This window comes from Runella sp., from assembly GCF_027484545.1.
Taxonomy (GTDB): Bacteria; Bacteroidota; Bacteroidia; order Cytophagales; family Spirosomataceae; genus Runella.
The window spans coordinates 1-14999 of the sequence record NZ_JAIXST010000141.1 but is presented as its reverse complement, the minus strand read 5'-3'; the positions used below and the strand labels follow the sequence as shown (position 1 = coordinate 14999).

Genomic DNA, 14999 nt, shown 5'->3' with positions numbered 1-14999 from the left:
GATAACTTAGAAAGATTTGATTAATTGGCAAAGTAAAAGTCTAAAATTCAACATCCTAATCAAATACCTGTATCTGTGATTTTATTAAACGGTTTAAGAGATTTTAGTTTTGGAAGACGTTTTTTGAGCAATAAAAAATTCCCAAACCATTTTCAGGCTTGGGGATTTGAATAGTAAAGTTCACAATCGATTTGGATTGATATGATTTTCTTAGCGGTTCATCGAAATCAGGAACTCTTCATTACTACGCGTACCTTTCATGCGTTCCAGCAAAAAGTCCATTGCTTCGTTGGGATTCATGTCTGAAAGATACTTACGTAATATCCACATACGTTGGAGAGTTTCCTTGTCGAGGAGTAAATCTTCGCGGCGTGTACCCGAAGCGTTGACATCCACGGCAGGATATACACGTTTGTTGGCCAAACGACGATCCAATTGAAGTTCCATGTTACCCGTACCTTTGAATTCTTCAAAGATTACTTCGTCCATTTTAGAACCAGTATCAATCAGTGCCGTAGCGATGATGGTGAGCGAGCCGCCATTTTCAACGTTACGTGCTGCACCAAAGAATCGTTTTGGTTTATGTAAGGCATTGGCATCTACCCCACCCGAAAGAATTTTACCTGATGCAGGAGTAACGGTATTGTAGGCACGTGCCAGACGGGTAATAGAATCCAGAAGGATAACAACGTCATGACCGCATTCTACCATTCGTTTTGCTTTTTCCAACACCATTCCGGTCACTTTTACGTGGCGGTCGGCCTGCTCATCAAAAGTGGATGAAATTACCTCGGCTCTCACGCTTCGCTGCATATCGGTAACCTCCTCAGGACGTTCGTCAATGAGGAGAATGATGAGGTAGATTTCGGGGTGATTACGAGTGATTGCGTTGGCTATTTCTTTGAGCAGTACCGTTTTGCCCGTTTTAGGCTGTGCCACAATCATCCCGCGCTGTCCTTTCCCGATTGGGGCAAACAAGTCCAAAATACGAGCTGAATAATTGCTGTTTTTGCCACTCAATTTGATATGTTCTTCGGGAAATAAAGGTGTCAGGTATTCAAAAGGAATACGGTCACGAATTTCTTCCGTTGTTTTTCCGTTGACAGTTTCGACGCGTAGCAACGCAAAATACTTTTCACCTTCTTTGGGAGGACGAACCGAGCCGCGAATGCTATCTCCCGTTTTCAAACCAAATAATTTGATTTGTGACGGTGATACATAAATATCATCGGGACTGGCTAAATAATTATAATCTGCGGAGCGCAAAAATCCATATCCGCCGTCGGACATGATTTCAAGAACTCCTTCATTTACGATGAGGCCATCAAATTCTTTTACGTAGTTGTTATACTGACGTTTGATTTTGTTTTGATAATCATCGCGGTATTCACGAGGGCGTTCTTCGACAGGCCGCTCTCCGTTTTTAGGTGTTTCCGGTTCGGATTCCGAAGAAATGTCAGCTTCGAGACTTTCTGTAATAAAAGAAGTATCCAAAAACTCCTCTTCTGGCAAATCTATTTTAGAATCATTAAAATCTTCTTCTAACAAAGCAGAAAGAACAAGTTCTTCTGAAATGAAAGCCGGCTCTGTCGGTTGTACGGATTCTGCCTCAGTCACTGCAACTTCTTCCTGTAGTTCTACGGGTTCGGGAATCGAGCCAAACAACGACGGCTCAGCGGGTTTATGAATACGTTGACGTCTAGAACGTTTATCGGCCGCTTCCTGAGCCGAAACCGACATGGAAACTTCGGGTAATGGTTGCGATTTTTTAAGAGGCGCAACCGCTACGGGTTCAGCCGGTTTTCGTGGACGCTTTGAGGGAGCTGCTGTTGGCACAGGTTTAGCGGCGACAGCCGCGGTGGCTGACTGCTGTTCTAAAATTTTGTTAATCAGGTCTTTTTTAGAATACTTATTTTGGTCTTTGATACCGATTTGTTCGGCAAGTACCCGTAACTCCGACAAGAGTTTAAGGTTCAGATCGTCAATGCTGAGCATAAATAAAGGAAAGGTAAAGAGAGCCTTTACGCAAGGAGATTGTTTATTATTAGATATTTAACAATTTGAGAGTAACCCGAGAAATTATTAGGATGATAGCTTGCACTGAACTAGAGAGGCGGCGTTTGGGTGAAATAGTATCAGATTATAGCCGCGAACTGTCAGAATTGTTTTGCAATTATAACTCTAAAACGCGATTGTGTCAAGAAAATTTTTCCATTTGTTGATTTTTTAATCGAATACGTTATTTTTTTACTAAAATATGACCGCTTATCCATCCTTCAAGTGCGAATTCTTGAAAACTCACTAACTTTGCAGCCGCTTTCTGAAAAGAGAGTTAAATGTTAACCGTTAATTGAGAAACGATGATAATCAAATTTACGGATATGCGGATAACAGATTTACGGATAACGAATTACAAATAACGTATAAACCAAACAAATGGAGAGAAATCAAATCATTGGATTAGTGCTGATTATGACGATGCTGATTGGATATCAGTTGCTTGTCCCGAGTCCCGAACCCACAAAGCCCAATCCCGCAAGCCAAGTCAAAAACAAATCCAATACTGCCGTTGCAGCGCCTCAAGCTGTAAGGCAGTTAGATTCAGTAGCTGCTAAAGCAGCCTACGGAGATTTTGCGGCTGCAACACAAGGTACTGCCCAAGACATTGTTGTTGAAAATGAGGATGTAAAACTTACGTTCAGTACCAGAGGGGGAAATGTAAAAGAGGTGTTGCTCAAAAAATACAAAACGTACCAAAAACAACCTTTGTATTTAATTGACGAACAAAGCAGTAAATTTAATCTTGAACTGCCTACCAATAAAGGAACGGTCAATCTTGCAGATTTATACTTTACTACCGATGACAAGAGCCAAACAATTACTGCCGGCAAATCTGCTAAAATCAGTTTCCGTTTGCCTTTAGGCCCTAATCAATATGTTGAACAGACCTACACAGTGCAGGGAAGCGGTTATTTGATTGATTACGACGTGCAGTTGGTAGGATTGGATGGATTCGTCAAAAATGAGCCTACTCGCCTGATATGGCAGGACAAACTCAAACAATTGGAGAATGACATGGCTGAAAACCGTAAAGTAGTAACTACCAATTACTACGCCGACGGAAGTCTGTCTGATATTGGTCGTGGACAAAGCGATAACGTAGAGGATAAAATTGAGAAACCTGTTTCGTGGTTTTCTCACAAAAACAAATATTTCTTAACGGCTTTTATCACGAAAAACGCAGGCTTGAGCAACGTAACGCTTAAATCGCTGGTGGATGCAACTGATACTACCTACATCAAAACGATGCAGAGTGAAGGTTCCATTGCCACTGCTGACCTGAAAGCTGGAAAAGGTAATTTTCAATTGTTCTTTGGCCCAAATGACTACCAGATTGTCAAAGATGTGAAAGCTGCCCCGGATTTTGGCGATAACGTAGATTTGGGATATGCTTTCCTAAGGCCGCTTAACAAGTTTTTCTTTGTGCCTATGTTCAACTTCCTGGAAAAATATTTCCTCAATTACGGGGTGTTGATTATCGTACTGGTATTGATTGTGAAGTTGTTGATGACGCCGCTCGTGTATAAATCGTACGTAAGTATGGCCAAAATGCGGATGCTTGCTCCTGAATTGGCGATTCTCAAAGAGAAAGTAGGAGATGATGCTGCCAAGATGCAGCAAGAGCAAATGAAATTGTATCAGCAGGTAGGGGTGAGTCCATTAAGCGGTTGTATTCCTGTTTTGGCTACGATGCCTATTTTAATGTCATTGTTCTTTTTGTTTCCTAACTTAATAGAACTTCGTCAGGAGGCGTTTCTTTGGGCGAGTGACCTTTCTACCTACGATGCTCCTATCAAACTGCCTTTCTCGATTCCCTTTTATGGAGCACACGTAAGTATTTTCACCTTGGCCATGACGATATCTCAGTTGGTGTATGCGTGGTACAACAACCAAATCACGCCAACGCAGGTGCAGCAGCCCGGTATGCCAGATATGAAGATGCTGACGTACTTCATGCCCGTGATGTTTATGTTTATTATGAACTCTTTCCCTGCGGGATTAAGCTTTTACTATCTGGTTTCAAACGTAGTTACGATTCTTCAGCAGCAAATTATCCGTCGTTTTGTCAATGATGATAAAATCCGTAAGATTTTGGAAGAAAACCGTAAGAAAATTGCTTCGGGTGAGAAAAAGAAATCGAAGTTTTCGGATATTTTGGAACGCTCCATGAGAGCCGCCGAAGATGCCAAAAAACAGGCAGAAGATGCTAAAAAGCAAGTAGAAGCAAAAAAACAAACGAAGAAAAAATAGTGGGCAGTTTACAGTAGACTGTTTACGGTTAATAAGTTTTGCTAAAAAGGGTTAAGAAGCTACGACTTCCTAACCCTTTTTAGTTTTAACTCTGCTTAGATTATATCTCAATTCTTCCCATTAAAGGATCGCTGAACGATTCTTTGCCCGTTTCCACTCTTCCCGCAAAACGTTGTTCAAAGGCTTCAAAACCTTCTGCTTTAACACTGAAGTCGTACCAACCAAAGCTTGCTTTAAGATCAAGAAGTACTGTAAGCATGCTTCCTTTGTGGGTAACAATGTCGAGTGTTTTAGATTGAGTACCTTTCTTGTAAGCATTGTCGGTTATCTCTACTTTCAACTTCCGTTGTGAGTCAAGGTTGCACAGTTTTAATTCAATATTTCCCGTCAATTGTTTTGCCTGAGGGCTTAAACGTTGGTAATCGCATTGAACTGTCAATGGTGGGTTATTGGTGTTGCCTCGGTATTCGCGGAAGTAACCGTTTGGGCCATATACGCAAAGGTGATACGTGTCATTTTCGAAATTTTGAAGTGGCCAGGTATCGGTCAACGTATCGCCTGCACTTACTGCGTAAGACCACGCCCTTATATCTTCAAAGGCGGTGTCTTTATTTTTACGGTATTTGCCGGGTGCGTATATGTGGAAGGGTGAGCCTGCGGCATTTTTGCCGAAAATTTCGTTTTGAGCACTCAATTTAATTTGAAATGACTTTTTATCATCACTCAATTTTCCTTCGGTATAAAGCTGATAGGGGAGAGGCGACGCCAGACGAATGCCCTGTTCTTGCTGAGGCAGCAACGGTGACGAGGAGGGATTACGGTTAATTTGCGCAATTTCCTCAGGAGTCAGTTTTTTAAAATTAGAAGGTGCTTTTTTGAATTTGGCTTGGTGGACACTTTGGATAAAACTGTCTTTGACCACCGACGACGGTAACTTGATTTCTTCGCCGTTGTAAGGTCGGAATGTTGACGTTAGATCTCCGCAAACCGTACGCCGCCAAGCACTTATGTTAGTTTCTTGAATTTTTTTCTTGGTTTTATGACTCAAAAAATGCTCCATAAACTGCAACACCGATGTATGATCGAATACCTGAGAGTTGACATAGCCTCCTCGACTCCAAGGAGAGGCTATCAGCATTGGAACACGGTAGCCCAATCCGATGGAACCTGCTCTGCCCTTGTTTTGAGCGCTTGCTTCTTTGCGTTTATTTTCCTGCTCTATGCTGACGTGTTCTACGCTTGGGTCGATACCTTTGGAAACTAAGCCATCTGAAAGGTCAGACTTAGGAGCAACAAAAGGTGGAACGTGGTCAAAGTATCCGTCGTTTTCGTCGTAAGTAACTACGAAAATGGTCTTTTTCCAGACATCAGGATTTTTGGTAAGAATATCCATCACTTCTGAAATATACCAGGCACCGTACCAGGGAGAACCAGGGTGGTCGGAGAAGTTGGAAGGTGCAACCACCCAGGAGACGGTGGGCAATTTCCCCTTATTTACATCTTCTCGGAGTTGGTGCAAAATATCTCCTTTGGGAATTGATACTTCACGTTCGGTATCACCGTCTTTGTAGCGAAGTTGTGTTAACTCGTGGTAATGAGGGTCGTTACTATTAGTTGTAAACGCTTTTTGGTGTAAGTTCTTTTCTCGTTGAGAGAGTTTTTCAAAGTTTTCGGGACTCCATTTTTCCCGTTCTTGTTTTACCAAAACCAACGAATCCCGTTTTGATTTTAATAATTTTTGTGCGAGTTCCGTTTCCTTGCCCGTTTCGGGAAGTGCCTTAAGTTTCTGCTCTAAATCCGCTATTTCATTGGGCAATTGTTTGGCTTGAGCAGCAAGGAATTTTTGAAAACCGGTTGAAAATCGGACGTTATATTGCGAAAACCATTCAATTGGATTGTCGGTAAAGTTGGCGAGCCAATCTTCTTCTTCATCCTTAAAACCCATCGGAAGGCTCAGTTCATTCTGGTAAATTTTCCACGATATATTGTTGTTTTCCAATCGTTCGGGAAAAGTAGTCCAATGCGCTAAATCGTCGTAATCAACGTCGGAATTTCTGACGTTTGCTTTAGATTCAATGCTGGGCTTTTCGCGGACGGTACCTGTCCAGAGATAGAGGCGATTGGGAGTGGTTCCCGTAAGCGAGGAACAAAAATGTTGGTCACAAACGGTAAAGGCGTCGGCCAACGCGTAGTAAAACGGAATGTCTTCGCGGTTGTAATAACCCATGGTTAGAGGCATGGGAGCATATTCTTTGTTGCCTGATTTTTTTACATCCAGCCATCGGTCGTATTTACCGTCGTTACGGGCATCTACCTGATTTTCCCACGAGTGAGGAAGAGCACTCATCCACGTAGCTTTGGTATCTTTTATATCCAGTCGGAAAGGCGCGTAAGTATCTCCTGCCGCGTTTTGTTGCAGCCATACCAAATTTTTGTTAGGCAACGTAATGGCACGCGGGTCGTTGTAGCCTCTTACTCCCCTTAATGTGCCGAAACAGTGGTCAAAAGAGCGGTTTTCCTGCATCAAAACCACGATATGCTCGGCATCCAGATAGGTGCTTCCTTGGGCCGGATTGATTTCCAATGCTTTTTGGATGGAGGCAGGTAACATACCCCAAATACTTGTACCACCCGAAAGGAGAACCGCTTTTTTGAGAAAATCTCTTCTGGAGTCCATGATTTTTAACTAAAGTAGTGAGGTGAGAAGGAAATTTACAGTACTTGCAAAGGTACAATGAATACTAATCCTCTTCCTTTAACAAATTGTTATACTGCACGTAATAGAGGACAGAACTGGCGCTGAAACAGATTGTCATCAGGATGCGCGGCAAATTCCACCCTTGAAAAAAGCCCGCTGCTACACTCAATACAGCCGCAATTCCCATTCCGATGGTTGCGATTTTCGACCATTTACGACGTTTTTCCGGCTCCATTTATTTTAAAAATTGCATAACTGTTTTATTAAACACTTTTGGCTTGTCCATGTTTGACAAATGGCCTGCATCTTTGATAATTACTTTTTGAGTAGAAGGGATTTTCTCAGTAAGCACAAGACCGATGCGATGAATGCTTTCTTCGTCTTTTTCGCCAACAATAACTAAAGTGGGAGCTTTAATGTTTGGCAGTAATTCCAGAGTGGTAGGGGTACCGAAAGCAGGATTAATGCGAGGGTTGATGAAGTGGTCACCGTTGTAGTCGGCGGTAATTTCGCTGAGATTAATGATGGCTTTATCGTCAGCAGAGTACAGCCGCATTATCCGAGAACGCAGCCAAACGGCCTGTTCTTCGTCGTGCCAACCCTGATGAGAAGCCAAGTAGATAATTTTATCGAACATACCGTTATGTTCTGGTGTGTAATTCGTAAACCCATCAATGTCAGCATCCACGGCCACAATTTTACTGACTCGTTCGGGGTAGTTGGCGGCAAAATTAAGAGCAATAGTGCCTCCCATCGAAAGCCCTACTAAATGAGCTTTGTCGATTTTTAGATAATCGAGCAATGCTTTCAGGTCCTCAGTAGGGTTATGAGGGTCGTGTGCGCGGTCGGACTGACCAAAACCGCGCACATCGTAACGTATTACTTTGTGTTTTTTTGCAAAACTCGCCCACTGTGAATCCCACAGGCGGTTATCAAGCGCCATTCCGTGAATGAAAACAACGGGATCGCCCTGTCCCGCCATTTCATAATACAGACGTGACCCGTTGACGGGGGCCATACCGGATGAGAGGGATTGGGCAAAAATAATTGGACTGGAAAATGACAATAAAATCAAGAATACAAGCACGCGCATGTCAGAAATGGTTAGTATGAGTCTAATAGGTGCTCGTATTTCAAATCAATACATATCATCAAAATCATTGGCGCCGCTATTGCCGTAGTAATCATCGTCTTCACTGCGACTTTTTTTGCCAAGACCTTTATAAATGAGGGCTTTTTTGAGAATGGATATTTGTCCAGCATGGTACAAATCGTGTTGTAAAATGCCGTGAAGCATGGTGTAGTAATCATATTCTCTACCTGGAACAATTTCTTCCAAAAACTCATCATCTTCGCGCTTTTCGAGTTCGGTAATGAGCTCTTCCTGACTGAGACTTAATTCCATTTGGAGGGCCTCCCACTCAAATTCATCAAAAATAGGGAATGTTTTCCAATCGCGGGATTTTGTCACTTCGTATTCGCCGTCTCCCTGCAGGCGTTTTACGACGAAAATCCGCCAAGTGGTCATGTGATATACTAACTCAGCAACGCTATGTGTGTTGGGCATGATTTTTTCGGCGGCCATTTCCCATGATACATCGCTTAATACTTCCACTACTGATGGGCCATGCCATGCTTCTTCACTTTCATAAATCAGATTAAACTGGTCAATAATCCGTAATAACTCTTCTTTCGCGTCCATTTTTGTGTTTTTCGTGCAATATGTTTCGTTATTTATTACTGCTTTTGCCTGTTAGAGAACAGGAAACCCCAAAGTTACTCAAAACTTATTATTTTCATGTTTTTGAGAATCAGTTTAGGAAAGCACAGCCTGTTTAAAATTGGAGCGTTTAATATTCTTTGTATTACTCCTTTTTAACCTCGCCCTAAATCCCTCTCCTTTCAGGTGAGGGACTTTGAAAGTCAGCTAATTAACTCCCTTCTCCGGAAAGGAGAAGGGGCAGGGATGAGGTCGAACGCAAAAATTGTTAGAGTACCATAAATTTCAAATGAGTAAACTTGAATAGTTTTTCCGTAAAAAAACAAACCTAACTTGTACTTTTGCGGTGCATTTAGGAATTAGCAGCCTTTAATTATTCATTAAAAACCACTCAACGAAATGTCGCGTAGTTTCAAAATAGGCTTATTTATTGCTGTATCGGTTATCATCACTACCTTTTCTTTTTATTTCTGGCAAGTAGCCAAAACGCCTAATTTTCAGGTAGAAAAAGACAAAGATTTTGCCCTGTTGATTGCTACGGGAGGGACGTACGAAGGCGTATTGGATACGCTCAAAAAAAACGATGTCCTTAACGACCCGATGTCGTTTCGTTTTTTGGCCAAGTTGCTTAAACTTCCCGAACGCCTCAAACCCGGGCGCTACGTACTGACGCGGACGATGGGAAACTTGGACGTAATTCAAAAATTGCGCAATGGTAAACAGGACGCTGTACGATTGACTTTCAATAACATTCGACTGAAACAGGACCTTATTCAGCGCATAGGAAACAAGTTTGAATTTGGAGCTGACTCCTTGGGAAAACTACTTGATGAACCGCAGGTATGCGAAAAATTTGGGTTTGATACGACCAATGTGGTCAGTATGTTTTTACCCAATACGTACGAAATCTATTGGACGACCAACGCCAATAAGTTTTTAGGGCGAATGTATGATGAGTACCAAAAGTTTTGGACGCCTGCCCGCATTGAAAAAGCCAAAGCACTGGGTTACAGCAAGGCACAGGTATCCGTTTTAGCTTCCATTGTAGATGCTGAAACGAATAGAAACGACGAGATGCCGCGCATTGCGGGGGTTTATCTCAATCGGATTAGCCAAAGTATGCCGCTTCAGGCGGACCCTACGGTAATTTTTGCCTGGCGGGATTTTAGCATCAAGCGCGTGACGAGCAAGTTATCATCTTTAAATTCGCCCTACAATACCTACCGAGTATTGGGATTGCCGCCTGGCCCTATCAATGTTCCGAGCACGGTGGCAATAGACGCCGTATTGAATGCCGAAAAGCACGATTATTTGTATTTCTGCGTCAAAATTGACCCCGATGGCAAGCTGCTGGGCTACCACGATTTTGCCGTCACCTACGAAGACCACCTCAATAATGCAAGGATCTATCAAGCAGCTTTAAACAAATTGAATATCAAATAGGAGTCAGGAGTGAGGAGCCAGAAGTGAGAATAAAAAACGTACTACTCCTGATTACTCACTCCTGACTCCTGACTCCTAAAATATGTTTATCTACGAACACAAAGGGATTCGAGTTCGCTACGCCGATACCGATCAAATGGGATATGTTTATTACGGAAATTATGGGCGGTTTTACGAAATCGGTCGGGTAGAAGCCCTGCGCAGTATTGGTTTTTCGTACCGTGATATGGAAGAAAGCGGCATGATGATGCCCGTTTATGAGAACTATTCCCGCTATTTGCAACCCGCTCGCTACGACGATGAACTAACAATAAAAGTGACAATACCCGATTTGCCCACCGCACGGGTGGTGTTTCGATATGAAATTCGTAACCAAGACAACCTCTTAATCAATACTGGCGAAACAACGCTGGTTTTTCTGAACCGTGACACCAATCGCCCCAATCGCGCTCCAAAAGGTTTGATTGAAAAGCTGAAACCCTATTTTGAAATAGCTTAAAAGTTCGCTGATTTCTTTCATTTTTCTTCTTTGTTTTCTTCTATTTGTGTTTTTTAAAACACGCTCTAATTCCCTGTGTCTTTATTTTTTCAATAGCATACCTGTGAATAATATAATTTTTTGAGTAAATACGAGATGTTTTTGAGGTATATACGTCCCTTCATTGAAAGGTGAAAATTCTTTCTGGGTTAAAAATTTAATCTTTTTTCAAAATCTATTGGGCTACGCTTTGGCGTATGTATGGATGTGGCTTCAAAACCACGGCTTCTTTCTTCCTGATTAAAGTTCAAATTTTTCACCAATCTATTTCTCATGTTTAAACAATTATTCATTATGCGAATGTTTCCGTTGCTTTGCGGCAAACTCAGGATGGGATTCCTAAGTTCTGCCTTCCTGCTATTAACGGTCAGCAGCTTTGCCTCCAGTCACCGGGAGGCAAAGCTTATTTCCCAAGACCCGTTGGCTGACAACACCGATGTGTACGCGTTTAAGAGCCCCGATGATCCTAACACGATTACGATTATCGCCAATTACATTCCGTTTGAATCGCCGGAAGGTGGCCCCAATTATTATAATTTCGGCCAAAATGTTCGTTATGAAATTCACATTAAAAACAAAACGACCACCAAAGGCGACGACATTACCTATCGCTTCACTTTCTCTACTACCAACGAAGACCCAAGTACCTTCTTTAATATTCGTTTAGGGAAGCAAAACCTCAAAACCACCTACAAATGCGAGAAAAGCACCGACGGTGGGATGACCTTGACCACTATCGTGATGAATGGAATGGTTCCGCCCAATAACATCGGACCTCGTTCCATTGAAAGCGGAGTTGGGTTAAATACTTCGTACGATGCGTTGGTGCAGGGCGCTATTTCTACGGCTAATTCGGGCGAGAAAATCTTCTGCGGTCCCGTAGATGATCCTTTCTTTGTGGATTTGGCCAGTGCGTTTGACGTAGGCAATTTCCGTCCTGAAGGCAACTCAACCAATCCTCCCAAAGATGGTTTGAACCGTTTTAACGTGCATACCATTGCGCTTAAAATTCCGGTAAATGTCCTTCAAAAAGATGGAAAAAGCGTATCTCAGGCAGCCAATATTCTTGACCCTGATTACGTGATCGGCGTTTGGGCTTCGGCCAGTCGTCAAATGATTCAGACGTTGTATAAAGGTGCTGATGTAGGTTACGATGGAAAATTTGTACAAGTTTCGCGTTTAGGAATGCCTTTGACCAACGAAGCCGTTATTCCAATTGGAATGAAAGACAGATGGAACGCTGCTACTCCTTACAATGGTGAAGATTTGCAGTTTGCCAAGTATTTTACCAACCCTGAGTTGGCCTTGTACATGGACGATTCGCAATTTGGAGGTGCCGTACCCTCGTTGAATCAGTTGCGTATCCAAGGTAAATCATTGGGTTCATTTGATTTCCGTAACGGCAAACCCGGCTTGTTTGGTTTGAAAGGCAACGCTGCCTTAAACGGAACGGCTCTTTCGGAAGCAGCTTTCGGAAGTGTGTTGTTGCCCGATGACAAAAGCCCTCGTGCGGTGGATTTGCTTCCTATATTATACACAGGAGTTCCTAATTTAGCTCCTTATCAATTGGCAACCGGTAAATCCGGCAATCCGTTGGCAGCAGGAAAACCTTTCATTAACAACTTCCTGCCTACCTTGGGTGATATGCTTCGACTGAACATGGCCGTACCTGCTACACCGCGTAACCACCCTAAATTCAGTTCATTAGGTTTGGTTCAGGCGGCGGTATTGGGATTGACCGACCCTGATTACAACGGCTCTACCGCGTTACAATTTATTCCTAACATGGATGGCTTCCCGAACGGACGTCGTTTGGAAGATGATGTAACTACCATTGAACTGCAGGCAGTGGGAGGCGTTGTATTGGCCGCCATCGGTTTGTGGTACGATGACTTTACACCTGGTGTAACGGCAAGTCCGGTCACTCCGAATTTGTTGAGTGTACTTACCTACAATGCGGGTGTTACCAAAAACGACACTACGTTGAAAGCGGTATTCCCTTACGAGCAAAATCCTTGGAGAGGTTTCCGTGGCAACAGCTACGTAGGACCTACCAATGCACCGGTTCGGATAGCGGCTGAGCCAATAGACGCGACAAATGGAATTAAAATCAAGGTGTTGGGCAATCCAATCCTGAACGATGAGGTAATGGTAGAAATAACCGGCGTCGAAGGTCAGGAAATGCGCATCGGATTGGTCAACAGCCAAGGACAGTTGGTGGGTCAACAAATCATCAGTAAGGCCAATGTGATTGAACGCCAAACGATGAAATTGGGTCGCCAACCGGGTGTGTACGTTCTACAGGTGACAACTGCCACCGGCCGGAAGAGCGTAAAACTTCTGCGTAATTAATTAAATGTATAGTTTTTCACCCGCAGATTTTCACAGATTAAAGCCACGCAGATAGTACAGATTTTAAAAAAAATACTGAAATCTGCGACTTAAAATCAGCGATAATCTGCGGGTAAAATTTAAAAACCATCCCTTGCTAAAAATGAAAACACTATTAATACTGAAAAAACGAGCTTTATTGCTCTCGATTCCCATTTTAATGATTGGAGTGCTCCAAATCAGCTGTACAAAAAGCAGTAAGACAGGTAGCGAAACGGCCGCTTCTACCACTCCAACGATGGAAATCCCTCCTCTTTATGAGCGCAGAGGCGAACTGGCCAAAGCCGAAGAATGGCAACGGACCAAAGAAAAAGTGGAAGAAATAAAGCAACAGATCAAGAAAAGTCCCGGTGACGTAAAGCCACGCTTGCAGATTGCCATGATTTACTTGGCAGAAGCCAGAATTACGGGCGAGCACCCTTATTATTATCCGGCTATTCTGACCATTTTAGACGGTGTTTTGGCGATGGATTACAAAAATTTTGAAGCCACTACGTTCAAAGCATCGGTAAAAATGTCGCAACACCAGTTTGCGGAAGCACGTGAATTGGCCGAAAAAGCCCGCCAATTGAATCCAAATAATGCATACGTATATGGTGTGTTGGTAGGTGCCAATGTAGAACTCGGCAACTATGAAGAAGCCGTAGCCATGTCGGACAAAATGCAACAGTTGAAACCTTCGTTGGAATCATACTCGCGGGCATCTTACTTACGGGAGATTTACGGGCAATACCCCAGTTCGATTGAAGCCATGAAATTGGCCGTAGTTGCCGGTTTGCCGGGCTCGGAACCCCAATGTTGGAGTAAAAATATCCTTGGACAATTATACGAAACAACCGGTCAATTGGCGAATGCGGAGCAACAATACAAGGAAATATTAGTGATGCGTCCAAGTTATGCTTTTGCTTTAGGTGGATTGGCAAGAGTTCATAAAGCCCGCAAAGAATACGACAAAGCACTGGTACTATTGGACAAAGCCGCCGCAATCATGCCTGAATTCTCGTTTCACGAAGAAATGGCTGAAATCTATGATTTACAGGGAGATAAAGAAAAAGCGCAGAAAAAATACGCAGAAGTAGCCCAAATGCTCGACGAAGACGCAAAATCAGGTCATGCAGTGGATTTAGAAATGTGTAAACTCTATACGCAAGCCGGAAAATTGGACTCGGCCTTAGTGTATGGACTAAAAGAGTACAAGAAAAGACCTAAAAATATTGATGTCAATCACGCCTTAGCTTGGGTTTATTTCAAAGAAAATAATATCAAACAGGCACAACAACACATTCAGACCGCTTTGCGTACAGGCAGTAAGAATCCTGAATTGTTACAAAAAGCGGGTGCCATCGAATTGGCGTCCGGAAATGCCGGTGAAGGAAATAAATTGATTGCTCAGGCAAAGAAAACGAATCCTCAATTTACGCTTTAATTTTCTGAGTCATGTTAGTTCGCTCTTGGATTGCTTTCTTACTGCTTGCCAATTACCTGCTGATAGCGGGGATGGGCTGCATTATGCAACCATACGAGCAACAGACGCTTTTGATGGTGCAAACGACCTACGAAGGGCAACATTATCAGGAATGTCGGTATTTGCGCATGGATGGCTTGGAAGACCTTCTGATTGAATCCATGGAAAGTCGTTATCAGAACGCTCCCCAACTTCCCCCGCATCATAGTATGTCAGTAGTAAATGCCGTGGATACCCACTGCTTGCCTGACGAACTTCACTTCTCCTTTACTCCCGATTTTCGGGAATTGACTTTGGCAGATACCCCAAAGGTCACAGGGCTGTTAAGTTCTATTTTTTTGTTACATTTGACCAAATATTATATGGAATATGACACTAAATGAATTTTTCAAAGATTTACCAGATTCACGTCGAAGTCAGGGACACCGCTATG

Annotated in this window: 11 protein-coding genes; 6 read left to right on the top strand and 5 right to left on the bottom strand. The window is 42.9% G+C overall.

Features of this window, described 5'->3' with window-relative positions; genetic code table 11:
- Positions 1–210 precede the first annotated feature (210 nt).
- On the bottom strand, positions 211–1995 hold the full coding sequence (gene rho / locus Q0081_RS13190; protein ID WP_298353991.1) for a transcription termination factor Rho: 1785 nt from the start codon (positions 1993–1995) through the stop codon (positions 211–213).
- A gap of 441 nt (positions 1996–2436) precedes the next feature.
- Between rho and yidC the strand changes: the two genes are divergently transcribed.
- Positions 2437–4311: a membrane protein insertase YidC gene (yidC, locus tag Q0081_RS13185; protein ID WP_298353988.1), complete on the top strand. Its 1875-nt coding sequence runs from the start codon at positions 2437–2439 to the stop codon at positions 4309–4311.
- A 100-nt stretch (positions 4312–4411) separates the two neighbouring features.
- Here the strand turns inward: yidC and Q0081_RS13180 are convergent, their stop codons facing one another.
- The 4 genes from Q0081_RS13180 to Q0081_RS13165 all read right to left on the bottom strand — a co-directional run bounded on the left by Q0081_RS13180 (position 4412) and on the right by Q0081_RS13165 (position 8711).
- Complete coding sequence (locus Q0081_RS13180) at positions 4412–6988, bottom strand: phosphocholine-specific phospholipase C (protein WP_298353986.1); 2577 nt, start codon at positions 6986–6988, stop codon at positions 4412–4414.
- Positions 6989–7052: 64 nt separating this feature from the next.
- Positions 7053–7244: a hypothetical protein gene (locus tag Q0081_RS13175; RefSeq protein WP_298353984.1), complete on the bottom strand. Its 192-nt coding sequence runs from the start codon at positions 7242–7244 to the stop codon at positions 7053–7055.
- A complete protein-coding gene (locus Q0081_RS13170) occupies positions 7245–8102 on the bottom strand; it encodes an alpha/beta fold hydrolase (protein WP_298353981.1) in 858 nt (285 codons plus the stop codon).
- A 45-nt stretch (positions 8103–8147) separates the two neighbouring features.
- Entirely contained in the window at positions 8148–8711 is a 564-nt protein-coding gene (locus tag Q0081_RS13165) for a DinB family protein (RefSeq protein WP_298353979.1), read from the bottom strand.
- A gap of 417 nt (positions 8712–9128) precedes the next feature.
- Here Q0081_RS13165 and mltG point away from each other — a divergent pair, with 417 nt between their 5' ends.
- From mltG to Q0081_RS13140, 5 genes are all read left to right on the top strand, one after another.
- Positions 9129–10172 carry an endolytic transglycosylase MltG gene (gene mltG / locus Q0081_RS13160; protein ID WP_298353977.1) on the top strand — a complete coding sequence of 348 codons (1044 nt, stop codon included), beginning with the start codon at positions 9129–9131 and terminating at the stop codon, positions 10170–10172.
- 82 nt (positions 10173–10254) lie between these two features.
- Positions 10255–10671 carry a thioesterase family protein gene (locus tag Q0081_RS13155; protein WP_298353975.1) on the top strand — a complete coding sequence of 139 codons (417 nt, stop codon included), beginning with the start codon at positions 10255–10257 and terminating at the stop codon, positions 10669–10671.
- Positions 10672–11040: 369 nt separating this feature from the next.
- On the top strand, positions 11041–13062 hold the full coding sequence (locus Q0081_RS13150; protein ID WP_298354145.1) for a DUF4331 family protein: 2022 nt from the start codon (positions 11041–11043) through the stop codon (positions 13060–13062).
- Positions 13063–13204: 142 nt separating this feature from the next.
- Positions 13205–14527 (top strand): tetratricopeptide repeat protein, encoded by a 1323-nt coding sequence (locus Q0081_RS13145; protein WP_298353973.1) that lies wholly within the window; start codon positions 13205–13207, stop codon positions 14525–14527.
- An 11-nt stretch (positions 14528–14538) separates the two neighbouring features.
- A complete protein-coding gene (locus Q0081_RS13140) occupies positions 14539–14949 on the top strand; it encodes a hypothetical protein (RefSeq protein WP_298353970.1) in 411 nt (136 codons plus the stop codon).
- The last annotated feature ends 50 nt before the right edge of the window (positions 14950–14999 follow it).

Bases quoted from the DNA above. Each gene is read 5' to 3' on its own strand.
- Q0081_RS13140 (WP_298353970.1), top strand. From the start codon at position 14,539: ATGTTAGTTCGCTCTTGGATTGCTTTCTTACTGCTTGCCAATTACCTG.
- Q0081_RS13180 (WP_298353986.1), bottom strand. From the start codon at position 6,988: ATGGACTCCAGAAGAGATTTTCTCAAAAAAGCGGTTCTCCTTTCGGGT.
- Q0081_RS13155 (WP_298353975.1), top strand. From the start codon at position 10,255: ATGTTTATCTACGAACACAAAGGGATTCGAGTTCGCTACGCCGATACC.
- yidC (WP_298353988.1), top strand. From the start codon at position 2,437: ATGGAGAGAAATCAAATCATTGGATTAGTGCTGATTATGACGATGCTG.
- Q0081_RS13165 (WP_298353979.1), bottom strand. From the start codon at position 8,711: ATGGACGCGAAAGAAGAGTTATTACGGATTATTGACCAGTTTAATCTG.
- Q0081_RS13170 (WP_298353981.1), bottom strand. From the start codon at position 8,102: ATGCGCGTGCTTGTATTCTTGATTTTATTGTCATTTTCCAGTCCAATT.
- rho (WP_298353991.1), bottom strand. From the start codon at position 1,995: ATGCTCAGCATTGACGATCTGAACCTTAAACTCTTGTCGGAGTTACGG.
- Q0081_RS13145 (WP_298353973.1), top strand. From the start codon at position 13,205: ATGAAAACACTATTAATACTGAAAAAACGAGCTTTATTGCTCTCGATT.
- Q0081_RS13150 (WP_298354145.1), top strand. From the start codon at position 11,041: ATGGGATTCCTAAGTTCTGCCTTCCTGCTATTAACGGTCAGCAGCTTT.
- Q0081_RS13175 (WP_298353984.1), bottom strand. From the start codon at position 7,244: ATGGAGCCGGAAAAACGTCGTAAATGGTCGAAAATCGCAACCATCGGA.
- mltG (WP_298353977.1), top strand. From the start codon at position 9,129: ATGTCGCGTAGTTTCAAAATAGGCTTATTTATTGCTGTATCGGTTATC.